Source organism: Streptomyces sp. NPDC002643 (assembly GCF_053592555.1).
In genome coordinates this window covers 166133-181907 of sequence record NZ_JBSFVY010000002.1, presented here as the reverse complement: position 1 = coordinate 181907, position 15775 = coordinate 166133, and the positions used below count along the sequence as shown (strand labels likewise).

Annotated in this window: 16 protein-coding genes; 5 read left to right on the top strand and 11 right to left on the bottom strand. The window is 69.7% G+C overall.

What is annotated here, in order from left to right; all coding sequences use genetic code 11:
• The first annotated feature begins 61 nt into the window (after positions 1-61).
• Complete coding sequence (locus ACWD4G_RS03305) at positions 62-646, top strand: type II toxin-antitoxin system PemK/MazF family toxin (RefSeq protein ID WP_451290452.1); 585 nt, start codon at positions 62-64, stop codon at positions 644-646.
• A 384-nt stretch (positions 647-1030) separates the two neighbouring features.
• On the opposite strand, the gene ACWD4G_RS03300 is transcribed toward ACWD4G_RS03305, so the two are convergent.
• The 7 genes from ACWD4G_RS03300 to clpS all read right to left on the bottom strand — a co-directional run bounded on the left by ACWD4G_RS03300 (position 1031) and on the right by clpS (position 6052).
• On the bottom strand, positions 1031-1981 hold the full coding sequence (locus ACWD4G_RS03300) for a PLP-dependent cysteine synthase family protein (protein ID WP_451290451.1): 951 nt from the start codon (positions 1979-1981) through the stop codon (positions 1031-1033).
• An 18-nt stretch (positions 1982-1999) separates the two neighbouring features.
• Positions 2000-2287 carry a MoaD/ThiS family protein gene (locus ACWD4G_RS03295; protein ID WP_451290450.1) on the bottom strand — a complete coding sequence of 96 codons (288 nt, stop codon included), beginning with the start codon at positions 2285-2287 and terminating at the stop codon, positions 2000-2002.
• Positions 2288-2399: 112 nt separating this feature from the next.
• Positions 2400-2495 (bottom strand): putative leader peptide, encoded by a 96-nt coding sequence (locus ACWD4G_RS03290; protein WP_020132206.1) that lies wholly within the window; start codon positions 2493-2495, stop codon positions 2400-2402.
• Between the two features lie 106 nt (positions 2496-2601).
• Positions 2602-3024 (bottom strand): Mov34/MPN/PAD-1 family protein, encoded by a 423-nt coding sequence (locus ACWD4G_RS03285; protein ID WP_451290449.1) that lies wholly within the window; start codon positions 3022-3024, stop codon positions 2602-2604.
• Positions 3025-3214: 190 nt separating this feature from the next.
• On the bottom strand, positions 3215-4651 hold the full coding sequence (locus tag ACWD4G_RS03280; protein ID WP_451290448.1) for an amino acid permease: 1437 nt from the start codon (positions 4649-4651) through the stop codon (positions 3215-3217).
• A gap of 412 nt (positions 4652-5063) precedes the next feature.
• Entirely contained in the window at positions 5064-5666 is a 603-nt protein-coding gene (locus ACWD4G_RS03275; protein ID WP_451290447.1) for a DUF2017 domain-containing protein, read from the bottom strand.
• 68 nt (positions 5667-5734) lie between these two features.
• Positions 5735-6052, bottom strand: a complete 318-nt coding sequence (gene clpS / locus ACWD4G_RS03270; protein WP_361288904.1) for an ATP-dependent Clp protease adapter ClpS — start codon at positions 6050-6052, stop codon at positions 5735-5737.
• Between the two features lie 239 nt (positions 6053-6291).
• Here clpS and ACWD4G_RS03265 point away from each other — a divergent pair, with 239 nt between their 5' ends.
• Positions 6292-7620, top strand: a complete 1329-nt coding sequence (locus ACWD4G_RS03265; protein ID WP_451290446.1) for a nicotinate phosphoribosyltransferase — start codon at positions 6292-6294, stop codon at positions 7618-7620.
• A gap of 275 nt (positions 7621-7895) precedes the next feature.
• Positions 7896-8483 carry an isochorismatase family protein gene (locus ACWD4G_RS03260; protein WP_451290444.1) on the top strand — a complete coding sequence of 196 codons (588 nt, stop codon included), beginning with the start codon at positions 7896-7898 and terminating at the stop codon, positions 8481-8483.
• A 158-nt stretch (positions 8484-8641) separates the two neighbouring features.
• Here ACWD4G_RS03260 and ACWD4G_RS03255 read toward each other — a convergent pair whose 3' ends face one another.
• Together ACWD4G_RS03255 and ACWD4G_RS03250 are read right to left on the bottom strand one after the other, a co-directional pair.
• Positions 8642-9103 carry a hypothetical protein gene (locus tag ACWD4G_RS03255; protein ID WP_451290442.1) on the bottom strand — a complete coding sequence of 154 codons (462 nt, stop codon included), beginning with the start codon at positions 9101-9103 and terminating at the stop codon, positions 8642-8644.
• Between the two features lie 123 nt (positions 9104-9226).
• Positions 9227-11581, bottom strand: a complete 2355-nt coding sequence (locus tag ACWD4G_RS03250; protein ID WP_451290441.1) for an immune inhibitor A domain-containing protein — start codon at positions 11579-11581, stop codon at positions 9227-9229.
• Positions 11582-12037: 456 nt separating this feature from the next.
• Here ACWD4G_RS03250 and ACWD4G_RS03245 point away from each other — a divergent pair, with 456 nt between their 5' ends.
• Complete coding sequence (locus tag ACWD4G_RS03245; protein ID WP_451290440.1) at positions 12038-12340, top strand: hypothetical protein; 303 nt, start codon at positions 12038-12040, stop codon at positions 12338-12340.
• 105 nt (positions 12341-12445) lie between these two features.
• On the opposite strand, the gene ACWD4G_RS03240 is transcribed toward ACWD4G_RS03245, so the two are convergent.
• Together ACWD4G_RS03240 and ACWD4G_RS03235 are read right to left on the bottom strand one after the other, a co-directional pair.
• Positions 12446-13129: an RDD family protein gene (locus ACWD4G_RS03240; protein ID WP_451290439.1), complete on the bottom strand. Its 684-nt coding sequence runs from the start codon at positions 13127-13129 to the stop codon at positions 12446-12448.
• Positions 13130-13239: 110 nt separating this feature from the next.
• Entirely contained in the window at positions 13240-15030 is a 1791-nt protein-coding gene (locus ACWD4G_RS03235) for an RDD family protein (RefSeq protein ID WP_451290438.1), read from the bottom strand.
• Between the two features lie 317 nt (positions 15031-15347).
• Between ACWD4G_RS03235 and ACWD4G_RS03230 the strand changes: the two genes are divergently transcribed.
• A complete protein-coding gene (locus tag ACWD4G_RS03230; RefSeq protein ID WP_451290437.1) occupies positions 15348-15761 on the top strand; it encodes an SsgA family sporulation/cell division regulator in 414 nt (137 codons plus the stop codon).
• Positions 15762-15775: the final 14 nt, after the last annotated feature.

Below are 15775 nucleotides of genomic sequence, written 5' to 3'. Positions count from 1 at the left end.
AGGCGTGTGGGGCGCGTGACAGGGCGGGCGGCTCGGGAAACGCGCCGGTACCGTCGTCCCCATGGACACGTCCTGGTGGTTGGCGCTCGCGGCGGTGGTGTTGCTGGCGTTGGTCGCGGCGGTGGTGGACGGGTGGGGGCGCGGGGGGCGGGGGCGGGGCGGTGGCCGTGGGCGGGGCGGTGGTCGTACGCGTACGGGTGGGGGTACGCGGGCCGGCGGACCCGCTCGGGCCGACGGGACTGCTCGGGCTGGTGCACGTACGGGGACGCGTGGGCTTACTCGGTCGCGTGGGCGGTCTCGGGGTGCTGAGGCGGTTCCTCGGCCTCGACCTCGGCCGCTGCCTCGGCCGGCGGAGATCTGGTGGGCGAGTGTGCCGTTCGAGGACGGGCCCGGGGGAAAGGATCGGCCGTGTCTGGTGCTGGCTGTGCGGGGGGATCGGGCTCGTGTTGCCAAGATCACCAGTAAGTACCGGGGTGAGGGGGGTGGGGTGATCGCGTTGCCGCCGGGGGTGGTGGGGGATGTGCGGGGGCGGCCGAGCTTTTTGGAGACGGGGGAGTTGAGGGATGTGCCGGTGGGGGACTTTCGGCGTAAGGCGGGTGTGGTCGACCCGGTGCTGTGGGACCAGGTCCGGCATCTGTCCGGCTGACGATTTTCCTCGCCCCCGCCGCCCCTACCCGTCCCATCCCCAGGGGCTGCGCCCCTTCGACCCCCTCGGGGGACTTGGGGGCGGTTCTTTGACTGCGGGTGGGCGGGGGCTGATCGCGCAGTTCCCCGCGCCCCTTTTTTCGGGCCTACGGCCCTCAAAAGACGGGCTTGGAACCGTGCGAGGCAGCGCTACGGCGCATGAATATGGGCCTGCGCGGCGCGAACAGCAACCTGCGGCACGTGAGCACCGGCCCCGGGTGATGAAAAAGCGGGGCGTAGCCCTCGCTTTTTCAGGGGCGCGGGGAACTGCGCGATCAGCCCCCACCCACCCGCAGGCGCCGGACGACGCACTCCCCCACCCCCATAGGCGAACCGGCGGCCACCCCTACGCCCAGAGTTGGCCCTGCAGCGTCTCGATGGCCTCCTCCGTCGTCGGTGCCGTGTAGACGCCCGTCGACAGGTATTTCCAGCCACCGTCGGCCACGACGAACACGATGTCGGCCGGTTCACCGGCCTTCACCGCCTTCTTGCCGACCCCGATCGCGGCATGCAGCGCCGCCCCGGTGGAGACACCCGCGAAGATGCCCTCCTGTTGCAGCAGCTCCCGCGTGCGGGTCACCGCGTCGGCGGAGCCGACGGAGAAGCGGGTCGTCAGGACGGACGCGTCGTACAGCTCCGGCACGAACCCCTCGTCGAGGTTGCGCAGCCCGTAGACGAGGTCGTCGTAGCGGGGCTCCGCGGCGACGATCTTCACGTCCGGCTTCTGCTCACGGAGGTAGCGGCCGACGCCCATGAGCGTCCCGGTCGTACCCAGGCCCGCCACGAAGTGGGTGATGGAGGGGAGGTCGGCCAGGATCTCGGGACCGGTCGTGGCGTAGTGCGCGCCCGCGTTGTCGGGGTTGCCGTACTGGTACAGCATCACCCAGTCGGGATGCTCGGCGGCCAGCTCCTTGGCCACGCGTACGGCCGTGTTGGAGCCGCCCGCCGCGGGGCTGGAGATGATCTCGGCGCCCCACATGCCGAGCAGATCGCGCCGCTCCTGCGAGGTGTTCTCGGGCATGACGCACACGATGCGGTAGCCCTTGAGCTTCGCCGCCATCGCGAGGGAGATGCCCGTGTTGCCCGAGGTGGGTTCGAGGATCGTGCAGCCGGGGGTCAGCCGGCCGTCCTTCTCCGCCTGTTCGATCATGTGCAGCGCGGGCCGGTCCTTGACCGAACCCGTGGGGTTGCGGTCCTCCAGCTTCGCCCAGATACGGACGTCGGCGGACGGCGAGAGCCGCGGCAGGCGCACCAGAGGGGTGTTGCCCACCGCGGCCAGCGGGGAGTCGTAGCGCATGGTCGGTCAGCGTGCCTGTCAGGCCATACCGCCGGCCACGGCCGGCAGGATGGTCACGTTGTCGCCGTCGGACAGCTTGGTGTTGATGCCCTCCAGGAAGCGCACGTCCTCGTCGTTGAGGTAGACGTTGACGAAGCGGCGCAGTTCACCCCCGGCCGCCTGGTCGACGATGCGGGCGTGAATGCCCGCGTGCCGGGTCTCCAGGTCGGTGAACAGCTCGGCGAGGGTGGCACCGGCTCCCTCCACCGCCTTCTGACCGTCGGTGTACTGGCGGAGGATGGTCGGGATGCGGACCTCGATGGCCATGGTGTGCGGCTCCTGTCGGGAGTAGTAGGTCGGTGGCGCGCGGCAGCGCGAAGTGCGTGGTCACACAGGATTCAGCGCCGCGGCTCACGGCCGTACGGCGGCAGGGTCGGCGTCAACAGATGGCGCTGGCAAGCCTGCACAGGTCGACGTGCAGCCGCGCCACGAGCAGTGCGCCCGGCGTCTTCTCGCTCACGTCGTTCAGAACCATGCGCTCATCGTATCGATTCCCGGTCCCGCGCCCAGAGTGTGATCCCACATACCGGACGAGATTCGACCGAGGAGTGATACGTGGCGCGTGAACCGGGCCGTCGGCACTAGTACGCGTCCACGATCCGGACCTCCTCCTCCGTCACCTCGCCCTCGACGATCCGGTACGAGCGGAACTGGAAGTCGCCGAGGCCGTCGGTGTCGGCGGTGGAGACGAGGACGTAGTGGGCGCCGGGTTCGTTCGCGTACGAGATGTCGGTGCGGGACGGGTAGGCCTCGGTGGCCGTGTGGGAGTGGTAGATGACCACCGGCTCCTCGTCGCGGTCGTCCATCTCGCGGTACAGCTTGAGCAGATCGCCCGAGTCGAACTCGTAGAACGTGGGCGACATCGCGGCGTTCAGCATCGGAACGAACCGCTCGGGCCGCTCCGAGCCCGCCGGCCCCGCGACAACGCCGCACGCCTCATCGGGATGGTCCTTGCGCGCATGGGCGACGATCTGATCGACAAGCGCCTGGGTGATGGTCAGCATGCTGGCCAGGATAAACAGAGGGGCCGTTCCGTACCGGGGTTTGGTACGGAACGGCCCACATACTGGACTTAGCTCACTGCAGCGCCCCTAAAAGGGGCGCGGGGCTCTACTGGATATGCGGCTCCGCCGCAGGGGCGCGACCAGCCACAACGAACCCGCGGCCGGCCAACTGACCGAACCCCCCGAGCTACTAGCCGACCTTCTCAGACTCGCGCCGCGTCACCTCAGGATTCCGAGCCTTCAACACCAGCCACCCCACCCCCAGCGCAGCCGCCCACCCGGCCATCACATACAGACTGACGCGCGCCTCGTGGTCGTAGGCGATGAGCCCCGTCACGACCAGCAGGAACACAATGGCGATCCAACTGCCCGTCGCACCCCCCGGCGCCGGGAAGGACGACGCGGGCAGCCGCCCCGCGTCAACCGCGCGCCGGTAGCGCACATGGCTGATCAGAATCATCAGCCACGTCCAGATACCGGCCCCGGTGGCGACGGAGACGACGTACGAGAACGCCTTCTCCGGAACGATGTAGTTCAGCACCACGCCGATCCCCATGAAGAGCACGGAGACCCCGATGGCGAGCGCGGGCGTCTTGGTGGCGGACAGCTTGTTGAAGGCGCCGGGCGCCTCACCGCTGTCGGCCAGGGTCCGCAGCATCCGCCCCGTGGAGTACATGCCGGAGTTGCAGGAGGAAAGGGCCGCCGTCAGCACGACGAAGTTGACGATGCCGGCGCCCGCAGGGATGCCGATCATCGCGAAGGCCTTCACGAAGGGGCTGACGCCGGGCGCGAACTCGGTCCACTTCACCACGCAGAGGATCACGGTGAGGGCACCGACGTAGAAGAGCGCGATACGCCAGGGCAGGGTGTTGATCGCCTTGGGGAGGGTCTTCTCCGGGTTCTCGGACTCACCGGCGGTGACGCCGACCAGTTCGACGGCGAGGTAGGCGAACATCACGCCCTGGAGGGTCATCAGGGAGGAGCCGATGCCCTTGGGGAAGAAGCCGTCGAAGGCCCAGAGGTTGGAGACGGAGGCCGTGTCACCGGCGGCGCTGAAGCCGAAGGTGAGGACGCCGAGACCGATCACGATCATGCCGATGATCGCGGTGACCTTGATCATCGAGAACCAGAACTCGATCTCGCCGAACAGCTTCACCGAGATCAGGTTGGCCACGAAGAGCACGACCAGGAAGACCAGGGCCGAGACCCACTGCGGGACCTCGGGGAACCAGTAGTTGATGTAGATCGCGGCGGCGGTCAGCTCGGCCATACCGGTGACGACCCACAGCAGCCAGTACGTCCAGCCGGTGAAGTAGCCGAAGAACGGGCCCAGGAATTCGCGGGAGTACTCGGCGAACGAGCCCGAGACGGGGCGGTAGAGGAGCAGTTCGCCGAGGGCCCGCATGATGAAGAAGATGATCACGCCGGCGAGGGCGTACATCAGGATGAGGCTCGGTCCCGCCTTGGCGATGTTCGCCCCGGCGTTGAGGAAGAGGCCGACGCCGATGGCGCCGCCGATCGCGATCATCTGGACCTGGCGGCTGCCGAGCCCGCGCTCGTACCCCTCTTCGGGGGTGTCGCCGAGCACGGCGTCCTTGCCGTCCTTGCTGACCTGAGCGGAGGTCATGTTGTGGTGCGCCTTTCTCCACGCCGTGCCGGTCCGGGCCGTGTGTCGACCCCGGACCGGATTTCGATCCCCCCTGGGATGAGATGGAGCTGAGCGGGCCGCGAACGGCCCGCTCGTGCCTGGCCGGCGGTCACCGGCTCGGTGGCGCACCCGACGGACGAGGGTGGTGTCCATCGGGCGGTCGTGAAGATTTATCACGCCCGCCCTATTGATCAACACGGCGCGTTGTGGCGCACAACACAGGAAGAAGCGGACAAAGAACACCCGCGAGGGCATCCCTCACCGGGGTGGTGACACGATCGTTATCCGGATTTGAGCGTCCCCTGAGCGAACACGGAATGAATTCTGAGGCGCACACCATGAAATCGAAGGCGTACGAGCCCGGAGAGCCCGGAAACCTCGACAACAGCCCTCAGGGCATCAGCGTGGCGACGAGCGTCTCCTGGAGGCTGCCCAGCCAGAGGTACGCCATGACCATCGGCTTGCGCGGGTCCTCGTCCGGGAGCCGGTAGAGGAGGTCGGTGTCCTCCTCGTCGACGACGTCCAGCCGGGAGCCGATGGCGAGGCGCAGGTCGTTGAGACAGCCGAGCCACTGCCGTGACTCCTCCGCCGACAGCTTCAGTACGGCCCCGCCCTCACCGGCGGCGGACAACGTGTCCAGGGAGCGGACGACCGCGAGGGCGTTGTCCCGCTTGCCGGCGCGCAGATCGTTCTCGGTGAAGCGGCGGAACTCGGCGGAGTACGCCCGCTGTTCCTCGGCCTCCCGGGGCGCCGGGGCGCCCTCGGGGTCGCTGTAGGCGTCCGGGAACAGGCGTTTGAGGACGGGGTCCTTGGGCGGTTCGCTCGGGCCCTCGGCGAACAGTTCGGCCAAGGGGTCGTCGGGGGCGTCCTCGCCGGGACCCGGACCGATCAGCTCCAGGAGCTGGACCGCGAGCGAGCGGATGATGGAGATCTCGACCTCGTCGAGCGCGACGGCCGCGCCGCCGCCGGGAAGCGATTCGAAGTGTCCTGACATCAGGTGGGTCGTTTACTCCGGGTCCTGTGCGGTCGCGGTCGTGAGGTCCGGCGGGGTCCGGTCGGGCGCTACTTGCGGTCCTGCTGGAGAGTGGCCCACAGACCGTAGCCGTGCATGGCCTGTACGTCGCGCTCCATCTCCTCGCGTGTTCCGCTGGAGACGACCGCGCGGCCCTTGTGGTGGACGTCGAGCATGAGTTTGGTGGCCTTGTCCTTCGTGTACCCGAAGTACATCTGGAAGACATAGGTCACATAGCTCATGAGATTCACGGGGTCGTTGTGAACGATCGTCACCCAGGGCACGTCGGGCTCGGGTACGGCGAAGACCTCCTCCGCCGACTCGGTCTTCTCGATCTCGATGGGTGCGGCTGCCGTCACACGGCCCATGCTGCCACCACAGGGGGGTGCGCGCACAAATGGGCACCTGGACGGGGCCTTCGGGCAGAGCGGCGGACAGCCCCTCGGAGAGGCACGCGACCACCGTTCGAGACGTCCGCCACTCGAAATCGTCAGACTGACGAAATAGGAGTACGATCTCCTGCCATGCTGCATCCCCCGGGGGACAACCCCCGGACCCCCGGCAGACCCCGGGGGCACCCGGCGAGCTATTTGCGAGGAGAAGTGCGATGGGCGTAGCGGACCTTGGTTTGCCGGTGGACGTCCCCTCGACCGCGCTCTTCACGGACCACTACGAACTCACGATGCTGCAGGCGGCGCTCAAGGCGGGCACGGCCGAGCGGCGGTCGGTGTTCGAGGTCTTCACCCGGCGACTGCCGGAGGGGCGCCGGTACGGCGTGGTGGCCGGGACCGGCCGGGTGCTGGACGCGGTCGAGAACTTCCGCTTCGACCCGGGCGTCCTCGGCTTCCTGCGGGAACGTTCCATCGTGAACGCGGAGACCCTCGACTGGCTCGCCGGCTACCGCTTCGGCGGTGATGTCTGGGGCTACCAGGAGGGCGAGGTGTACTTCCCGGGCTCCCCGATCATGCGGGTCGAGGGCTCCTTCGCGGAGTGCGTCCTGCTGGAGACCGTGATCCTCTCCATCCTCAACCACGACTCGGCGATCGCGGCGGCGGCCTCCCGGATGTCCAGCGCCGCCGGGGAGCGCCCGCTGATCGAGATGGGCGCCCGGCGTACGCACGAGCTGGCCGCCGTGGCCGCCTCGCGCGCCGCGTACATCGGCGGCTTCACCTCCACCTCGGACCTGGCCGCCGGTTTCCGCTACGGCATCCCGACCGTCGGCACCTCCGCGCACGCCTTCACCCTGCTCCACGACCGCGAGCGGGACGCCTTCCAGGCCCAGGTGGACTCGCTCGGCAGGAACACCACCCTGCTGGTCGACACCTACGACGTCGCCGAGGCCGTACGCACGGCCGTGGAGATCGCCGGTCCCGAGCTGGGCGCGGTCCGCATCGACTCGGGTGATCTGCTCCTGGTCGCGCACCGGGTGCGTCAGCAGTTGGACGCGCTGGGGGCGCACGACACCCGGATCATCGTCACCTCGGACCTCGACGAGTACGCCATCGCCTCCCTCGCGGCGGCGCCCGTGGACGCGTACGGGGTGGGCACCCAGCTGGTGACGGGGTCCGGGCACCCCACCTGCTCGATGGTCTACAAGCTGGTGGCCCGCGCGGAGTCGGCCGACCCGACCGCTCCCCTGGTCCCCGTGGCGAAGAAGTCCACCGGCGGCAAGACCTCGATCGGCGGCCGCAAGTGGGCCGCCCGGCGGCCCGACGCGGACGGTGTCGCGGAGGCCGAGGTCATCGGTGTGGGTCACGTCCCCGAGGGCCTCAAGGACCACGGCCTCCAGGTCCAGCTGATCAAGGACGGCCGCGTCCTCTCCCGAGAACCCCTGGACGTCGTACGGGAACGCCATACGGCCGCCCGCGCGCGGCTGCCGCTGTCGGCGACCCAGCTGTCGCGTGGGGAGCCGGTCATCCCGACGGAGTACGTGTAAGAGGTCGGACGGGGGCGGCGGGGGCACGCTGGGGGTGGGGCGGGACGATCGGCCGGTGAACCGGCGGGTCGTGTCGCGCGTGCTCTTGGATACGAGCGGGTCGCGCCCGCGCGTCCGACCCGTGCACCGGTTCACGCCCCGGGCGAGCGCCGGATGCCCCCTCCCGAACGCCTCTCGAAGTCTCTAGGCTCGGAAGTTCGTAGTTTCGAATTGCTCCGGGGTCACCTTTTTCACCAGAGTCGAAGGACTCACCAGAGTCGAAGGACACCGACACCATGCGCCGCGCCTTGATCGTCGTTGATGTGCAGAACGACTTCTGCGAGGGGGGCAGTCTCGCGGTGGCCGGCGGTGCCGATGTGGCCGCCGCCATCACCGAGCTGATCGGCCAGGCGGCCGGTCCCGGATATCAGCATGTGGTGGCCACCCGTGATCACCACATCGCGCCCGGGGGCCACTTCGCCGACAACCCCGACTACGTCCACTCCTGGCCGGCGCACTGCGTCGCCGGGACCGAGGGTGTGGGCTTCCATCCGAACTTCGCCCCGGCGATCGCCTCCGGCGCGGTGGACGCCGTGTTCGACAAGGGGGCGTACGCGGCGGCGTACAGCGGTTTCGAGGGCGCCGACGAGAACGGTGTGCCGCTGGCCGCCTGGCTGCGGGCCCGCGAGATCACCGAGGTCGACGTGGTCGGCATCGCGACGGACCACTGCGTACGCGCCACCGCCCTGGACGCCGCCCGCGAGGGCTTCCACACCCACGTCCTGTTGGACCTCACAGCGGGCGTAGCCGAGGAAACCACCGAAAAGGCCCTCGACGACCTCCGAGAAGCAGGAGTGGAACTCTCCGGCAAGCCGGTCGTGTAGGCCAGCCAACTCAGCTGCGGGGCCGCGCCGCCCCAGCCGTCGCCGTCATAGCTGCGGGCAATCGTGCCGCTGGGGCGGCACCCATCCCAAAGAGAGCGGCACCCGGCAAGCGCCGGTAAGCGAACCCCCGGCCCGCCCAGCTGCAGCCGCCGAGTGCCTCACACCCGAGCCGCCGGCCTCCTCAGCAGCGCCCTGATCGGGTGCCACAGCTCCGGCGTCGTGGAGGTCCCCCCGGTCGGGGAGGTACGCCATATCAGGCCGTCCGGGTGGTGGAGCACCGCCGTGATCTCGTCCGGTGTGGGCGGGGCCGCATTGCCGCGAAGGTAGATCGCGCGCAGTCCCAGATTGCGCAGCCGGGTCAGCGCGCGGGCACGGTTGGCGGCGAGGACCAGGACACGTACGGAGCCGTCCCCGGCAGGCGGCACCCTGCCCACGACGCCACTCGCCGTGACCGGCGCCACATTCACCGGCGTGGGCGGCACCCCCTCCGGTTTGCCCGGCAGGGACCCCCCTGGGGCACGCGGCCGTGCCCAGTCCGCCGCCCTGGTCGTCGTCTCCGACAGGTTCAGGGCGACGACCACATTGCCGTCCGGCAGCTTGCAGAAACCTCCTGCGGCCATGCAGGTCACACCCCCGTGCGCGTCAGTGTCAATAAGAAGGCCACGGGATGCACCTAAACACGTCCGGCCGCGACCCGCCAAGAGGGTCGCGGCCGAACATGTTCTGACCTGCACAAACGCTGATTACTTCACCGCGGGGCCCACCTGGAGCGAGATCGTGGAGCCATCCCTGGCCTCCTTGACGATCTTGATCTTGGTGTTGGTGTCAGTGATCTTGACGCCACCCAGGGGGTTGGTCTCGTCGTAGTACGAGTTCGCGTGGTCGTCGAAGGTCGAGACGCCCTTCGACGACGGGATGCGGGTGAGGACGTCCGCCTTGTGCAGCTTCAGACCGTCCGTGCGGTACAGGCTGAACGGCGAGTCGTAGGACTGGATGCGGTTGCGCATCAGTGTGCCGTCGGACCACTTCAGCGCCGCCGGGTGGGAGTCGACGGGCAGGACCAGGCCGACACCGGGGTGCTGGCTGGTGTTGTTGTCCGCCTGCGAGGTGTCCCACTTCCAGATCAACAGACCGTTCTGGTACGGGAAGTGCTCCACCCAGTCCGGACGCGTCGTCGCGAAGCCGAAGTTGTACGGGCCGACCTTCAGCGTCTTGTCGTACGACACGTACTGACGGTTCTCGGCGATGTAGTACTGCGCGTAGTCGTCCGTGATGGACGCGCCGATGCGCGAGAAGCCCTTGGCGGTCCAAGCGGCGTCGGCCGTCTCGGCGTTGTCGGTGAAGAGCGCCGAGCCGTCGGCGGTGACGGTGATGCCGTCCGCCGCGAAGCCCTTGGGGGCCACGCCGCCGTCGGTCTGGTAGCGGAAGCGGAGGTCGATCTTCTGGCCCGCGTACGCGTCCAGGGAGTACGACAGCTTCTTGTGGTCGACGGACGAACCGGTCAGCGCCGGCTTGTCGCTGGCGTCACGCGGGATCGCCGCGCCGTCCGCCGTGCCGTCGATCGCGGTCCAGTTGGCGCCGCCGTCGGTCGAGACCTCGGTGTAGAGGTAGTCGTACTCGGCCTCGATGTCGTACCAGCCGTCGAGGGTCAGCGCGGCGGAGGACTTGCCGGTGAGGTCGACGGAACGGGTCAGCGTGTTGGAGAGGTTGTCACCGCTGCCGCTCCACCACTGGTAGGAGCCCTCGGCCGGGTCGACGATCTCCGTGGTGACCTGCTTCTCGGGCAGCTCGACGACCAGCGCCTGCTTGTCCTTGGTGTTGTACTCGGCGACACCCAGCTTGTGCTTGGACTTCGTCCCGGCCTTCGCCGTGTCGTAGTTGAGCCAGCCGAGCTGCAGCTTGTCCCAGGCGGTCATGTCGCCGGGCAGGTCGCCGATGCTGTCCTCGCCGGTGCCGAGCCAGGAGCCGGAGGACATCAGGGTCCAGAAGCCGGTGGAGTTCTCGCCGCCGCCGGTGGTGTCGTAGTGGTCCGGCAGACCGAGGTCGTGGCCGTACTCGTGGGCGAAGACGCCGAGTCCGCCGTTCTCCGGCTGGATGGTGTAGTCGCCGACCCAGATACCGGTGTCACCGATCTTGGCGCCGCCGAGCTTGTTGCCGTCGGGGCCGGTCACCCCGGCGTTGGTGCCGAAGGCGTACCAGCGGTGGGCCCAGATGGCGTCCGTGCCCTGGACGCCGCCGCCGGCGGACTCGTCCTCACCGGCGTGCACGATCTGGAAGTGGTCGATATAGCCGTCGGGCTCGTTGAAGTCGCCGTCGCCGTCGAAGTCGTAACGGTCCCACTGGTCGAACTCGGCGACGTCCGCCTTGATCTCCGCGTCGGTGCGACCGGCCGCCTTCTGCTGGTCGACCCAGGAGTTCAAGCCGTCGCTGACCACGTTCCACACGCTGGAGCAGGTGGACTGGCCGCAGGCGTTGTTGCCGTAACGGGCCTCGTTGTAGGGGACCTTGACCCAGTCCGAGACCTCGCCCTCGACCGAGTAGCGGCCCGAGGACTGCTTCTCGTAGTACTTCTTCATCGACTCGGTGTTCTTGCCGGTGCCGAAGTACAGGTCCTGGAAGTGCTGCTGGTTGTAGTCCGCCTGCCAGGCCGTGGAGTTGTCCTGGGCCCGGTCCGGCTCGGCTATCTGGTTGTGCAGCGGGCCGGGCGTGCCGCCATAGCGGCTGTCGATCTCGTCGCCGAACTCGACCAGGATCGTGAAGATCTTGTCGGTCTTCTCACGGCCCAGCTCGACGTACTTGCTCTTGCCCTTCTTGCTCGTCAGCTCGACGACCTTGGAGCCGTCACGGTTCTTCACCGTGGCGTCGCCGGATATCACCTGCTCCAGGGCCTCTTCGCGCTGAGCCTCCTGCGTCTTGCTCAGCGGGCCTTCGAGGTCGTGCTCACCGTGCTGGTGCTCCGCCGGATCATGGCGGTCCACCGAGGCCTTCGGCGTGCCGTCCGCGGCCTGCGCCACCGCGAAGGTCGAGATCGTCGCCGCGGCCGTGGCGATGGCGACACTGATGGCCGCCGCCCTGAACGTCCAGGGTCTACTGGTCACTTGATGTCCTCCCCCGCGTCCGTTCGCGCGGAGGGGATGGTCCTGGTCGTGGAGGAAGTCCGCGCGCGGTATACGCGTGTAGTCAAGTGGCCACATTCGACCGGAGTTTCGAGATAAAAGACAGATCTTGACTTGCACAGGTCAAGTGGAGTATCGGCGTCCACAGGAAGCGCTTGTTCGTTACAGGGCCGTTATGAAGCCTCTCAACGGGCGCGCGGGGCCGTCCACTTACCGGACTCCGTGAACCCGTGCGCCCCCCGTGCGCCGGGCACCGTGGGTCAGGTCACGCTTACCCGTCGTTCCGCTCGGGCACCCTGCCGAATAGAGTCGATTGGCGGAGCGCCGGAAGTCGGCGAAAGCCAAGCCGACGGTACTGCTTCACCTTTGATTCGTATCCGTCACCTCCCCTTCATCGTGACAGGCACGGGGAGGACCCCACCCGAGGACACGATTGCCATGCCTCGTCCGACGACCGCACAGCTCGCCTACGGCTCCTGCACCGTGATCCTTTCCACCCTCGCCATGCTGCTGCTGTCACAGACGAGTTCCGGCGCGGGTATCGCGGTGATCGCCCTTGCCGCCCTGGCCCTCGGCCTGCTCGTCGCACTGACCGTGCCGCTGCCGAAGACCCCGCCGAGCGCCGTCAAGGCCACCGGCCGCACCGAAACCACCGCCGCCCCGGCCCCGGTGGCCCCGTCCCCGGCTCCGGCCGCCGCCGAACCCGTACGGCGACCGGTGCACGAGACGACGGGTTCCTGAGGCCGCCCAGCGCCTTCGGCAGCTCGCAGAAACGTGACGGCGGGTCCGTGCTCCACGGACCCGCCGTTCTCCGTTGCTCCGTGCCCGTCTCACTCCGTGCCCGTCTCAACCCGTGCTGACCACCACCGTCTTCGCCGCCTTGTCGTGCAGACCCTGCTTGTACGGCTTGTCGAAGAAGCTCCAGCCGCCCGCGATCGCCGTCCAGACACAGGCGCAGCAGAAGGCGAACGGGAGCCAGAGGACGGCCGCCCGCATCAGCGCGGTCTGGATGGAGGGTGTGGAGCCGTCGCTGAGGTCGGCCACCCGCAGTTTCATCAGCCGCTTGCCGAGGGTCTGGCCGTTGCGAACCGTGAAGTAGGTGTCGTAGCCGATGTAGAGGACGGCGGCGATCACCTCCTGCCCCAGTGACTTGCCGAACTCCCAGTCGTCGGAGTCCGTCGTGTACTGGCTGACCCGGAAGGCCCATGCCAGCAGCCCCACCACGATCCCGACCAGGATCATGTCGATGATCCGCGCCAGCACCCGCTTGCCGCTGTCGGCGAGCGGCGGCATCCCCATCAGCGGGTCGCTGGGGTACTGCCCGCCGCCGTAAGGGTCGCCCCCGTAGGGGCCGCCTCCGCCGTAGGGGCCACCGCCGTAGGAGGGCGGCGACTGACCGCCGTACGGGGGCTGTCGACCCGGCGGGGTGTCGTCCGGGGAGCCGCCGCCCGGCGGTGGGGGCGGCTGTTTCTTGAACGGGTCGTCCTCCGGGGGCTGACCGGAGCCGGGGGGCGGCGGTTCGGTGCTCATGGGCCGAGTCGACCGCGTTCCCCCCGACTCCGCATCCGGCACGGGGCCGTACGGGGGACGGGGTTCCGTACGGCTGCCGGGGCGCCCGGTGGCCGGTGGGCGCCCCGCCGCTACTTGCCGGCGACGAACGTATGAGCCGCCTTGTCGTGCCAGCACTGGCGCCACGGCTTGTCCCACAGGCACCACAGGATGCCGAGCACCCCGATGCCGAGCAGGCCGGGGACGGTGTGGACGAGCCAGCGGCGGAAGGAGGCGCCGAAGGCCGGGGGCTCATGGCCCTCGATGTCGCGGACCTCGATGCCGAGCAGCCTCTTGCCCGGGGTGCGGCCCCACTTGGCGGTGGGCAGCACCTCGTAGAGGGCGCTGACGAGGAAGAGGACGCCCAGGACGATGCCCAGGTAGACCGAGGTGGTGCCGTCGAGGAGCCAGACGGTGACCTTCTCGCCGGAGAGCTTGGCCGCGTCGATCTTGCCGTTGATGTGGTCGAGCGCCCTGGTGCCGAAGGGGATGGCGGCCGCGGCGGTCACGGCGCCGACGACCGCGCTGTCGACGAGCCGGGCGGTCAGCCGTCTGCCGAGCCCGGCCGGGCGGGCCTCCGCCTGCCGCCGGGCGGCGGCCTGGAACGGGTCCTCCACCACCGGCTTCCACGGGGCGACCGGACGGTCCTCGTCCCCACCGGCCAGCTGGTGCACCTGCTGGGCCCAGGACGGCTGCCCGCCACCGGCGCCCACGGCCATCGGGGTGTCGACCGCCTGACGGGGCGCGACCTGCGGGGGTACGGCCGACGCGGGCTGCGCGGCCTGTGGGAGCTGGGGTGCCTGGGGGGACTGCGGGAGCTGGGGTACCTGAGGGATCTGGGGTGTCTGGGGTGCCTGGGGGCTCTGCAGGCCTTGCGGGACGGGGGGTTGGGCGGGCTGGGGGGAGAAGGAGCCGCCGAGTGCCGGTTGCTCGGGCCGGCGGGGGGCGGGCGGCGTCGGCGCGGGCGGGAGCGCGGGGGTCTGGGCCGGGGTGGCGGGTGCCGGGGCCGCCGGGGATGTGGTGGGCCGGGGGGTCTGGGGGCCCTGTTGGGGGCCGGAGGGCGCGGTCGGCGGGTTCGGCGGCGTCGGTGACGGGGAAGCGGGGGCCGAGGAGCCGGGGGCGAGGCCGAGGGCCTGTTGGGCGGCGGCCTGGGAGGGGGTGCGGGGTGCGCCGTACGGGCCCCGGGCCGGGGTTCCGGTTCCGCTGTCCTGCCCGGAGCGCGAGGAGTTGGTGCCGAAGACCATGGTGCCCTCGGACCGCTCCGGTTCCGTGCCCTCGGCCGGCCGGGGGCGCCCGCCCGTGCCGGGGCGGCGGAACACCACCGTGCCCTGCGGGGCGTCGTCGTCGCCGTCCGCCGGAGGGATCGTCGCCGTGCCGTCCGTGGTCGCCGTACGCCCGGAGTCGGCCGGGCCCTCGCCGGGGTCGGCCGCGAGGGACATCCGGGGGTCGGCGCCCTGGGGGGCGGCCGGTGCGGAGGAGCCCGGCGGGTTCATGGCGCCGCCCGAGGAACCCCATGACACCCGGCGGTCCTTGTCGCCGCCGAAGCCGGTCTGGCGGGAGCGGTCGGCGCCCCAGGCCGAGGCGGGTTCGGGGCGGCTGCCGTGCAGGGAGTCGGCGGAGTTCTGGCGGGCGGGCTCGTCGGCGGGCTCGGGGTCCTCGTCGAAGAAGTGGGGGCCCGTCTCCTCCACGGGGGCGGACGTACCGGACGCGCCCCCGGAGTCGGACGGCGGGACGAGCGGTTCGCCGTCCGAGGGCGCCGGACGGCTGGTGCCGGGCACCCAGGAGGCGCCGTTCCAGTACCGGACATATCCAGGAATGGACGGGTCCGGGTAATACCCTTCGCGGGGCCGGTCGTCGCCGGGGGCCGGAGTTGGGGCGCTCATGTCCGTCGTCCCGTATCTGCTCGGAGGTGGATAGGGGTCACCCACATCTACCAGACGCCGACAACTCCCATGACCGCTGCCGCCGGACCCGCCCCTTTCGCGCACGGGATCTGCTACGGCGAAGGGGGCCGCGAACGGGTCGTGGGCTCGGTCGTGGGTCGGTCGTGGGCTCGGTCGCGGGCCCGTCGGAAAAAAGTTTCTCGAACCCGCGTAATGCTTCGGCCTCCTCAGCCCTCTCACTCGTACGGGCCCGCTCACAGGGCCCGCCACGAGACCCGTGGGCCCCGTCCGGGGCCGGTAGGAGAGGAACGACCGCCATGAAGCACACTGTCGTGGAGCGTGAACTGGAGCTGCGGCTCATCCTGTCGCCCGAGCGCGGTATCCCCGTACCGGCCAAGCTCGGCTACCGCAGCGACGACCCGTACGCCGTGCACATCACCTTCCACATCGACTCGAACCGTCCCGTGCACTGGACGTTCGCCCGCGAACTGCTGGTCGAGGGGGTGTTCCGGCCGTGCGGGCACGGGGATGTGCGGGTGTGGCCGACGAAGGTGAGGGGCCGCAGTGTGGTGCTGATGGCGCTCAGCTCGCCGGACGGGGACGCCCTGCTGGAGGCGCCCGCTCCCCAGGTGTCGGCCTGGCTGGAGCGGACGCTGCGGATGGTCCCGCCGGGCGCCGAGTTCGAACAGCTGCACATCGACGACGCCCTGGCCGAACTGCTGGCCCAGTGAGTCGAGGGGAGGTT

Excerpts from the sequence above, each read along its gene's own strand:
- ACWD4G_RS03235 (WP_451290438.1), bottom strand. The coding sequence starts at position 15,030 with ATGAGCGCCCCAACTCCGGCCCCCGGCGACGACCGGCCCCGCGAAGGG.
- ACWD4G_RS03240 (WP_451290439.1), bottom strand. The coding sequence starts at position 13,129 with ATGAGCACCGAACCGCCGCCCCCCGGCTCCGGTCAGCCCCCGGAGGAC.
- ACWD4G_RS03300 (WP_451290451.1), bottom strand. The coding sequence starts at position 1,981 with ATGCGCTACGACTCCCCGCTGGCCGCGGTGGGCAACACCCCTCTGGTG.
- ACWD4G_RS03255 (WP_451290442.1), bottom strand. The coding sequence starts at position 9,103 with ATGGCCGCAGGAGGTTTCTGCAAGCTGCCGGACGGCAATGTGGTCGTC.
- ACWD4G_RS03285 (WP_451290449.1), bottom strand. The coding sequence starts at position 3,024 with ATGCTGACCATCACCCAGGCGCTTGTCGATCAGATCGTCGCCCATGCG.
- clpS (WP_361288904.1), bottom strand. The coding sequence starts at position 6,052 with ATGGGCCGTGTGACGGCAGCCGCACCCATCGAGATCGAGAAGACCGAG.
- ACWD4G_RS03295 (WP_451290450.1), bottom strand. The coding sequence starts at position 2,287 with ATGGCCATCGAGGTCCGCATCCCGACCATCCTCCGCCAGTACACCGAC.
- ACWD4G_RS03290 (WP_020132206.1), bottom strand. The coding sequence starts at position 2,495 with ATGGTTCTGAACGACGTGAGCGAGAAGACGCCGGGCGCACTGCTCGTG.
- ACWD4G_RS03230 (WP_451290437.1), top strand. The coding sequence starts at position 15,348 with ATGAAGCACACTGTCGTGGAGCGTGAACTGGAGCTGCGGCTCATCCTG.
- ACWD4G_RS03260 (WP_451290444.1), top strand. The coding sequence starts at position 7,896 with ATGCGCCGCGCCTTGATCGTCGTTGATGTGCAGAACGACTTCTGCGAG.
- ACWD4G_RS03280 (WP_451290448.1), bottom strand. The coding sequence starts at position 4,651 with ATGACCTCCGCTCAGGTCAGCAAGGACGGCAAGGACGCCGTGCTCGGC.
- ACWD4G_RS03305 (WP_451290452.1), top strand. The coding sequence starts at position 62 with ATGGACACGTCCTGGTGGTTGGCGCTCGCGGCGGTGGTGTTGCTGGCG.
- ACWD4G_RS03275 (WP_451290447.1), bottom strand. The coding sequence starts at position 5,666 with ATGTCAGGACACTTCGAATCGCTTCCCGGCGGCGGCGCGGCCGTCGCG.
- ACWD4G_RS03265 (WP_451290446.1), top strand. The coding sequence starts at position 6,292 with ATGGGCGTAGCGGACCTTGGTTTGCCGGTGGACGTCCCCTCGACCGCG.
- ACWD4G_RS03245 (WP_451290440.1), top strand. The coding sequence starts at position 12,038 with ATGCCTCGTCCGACGACCGCACAGCTCGCCTACGGCTCCTGCACCGTG.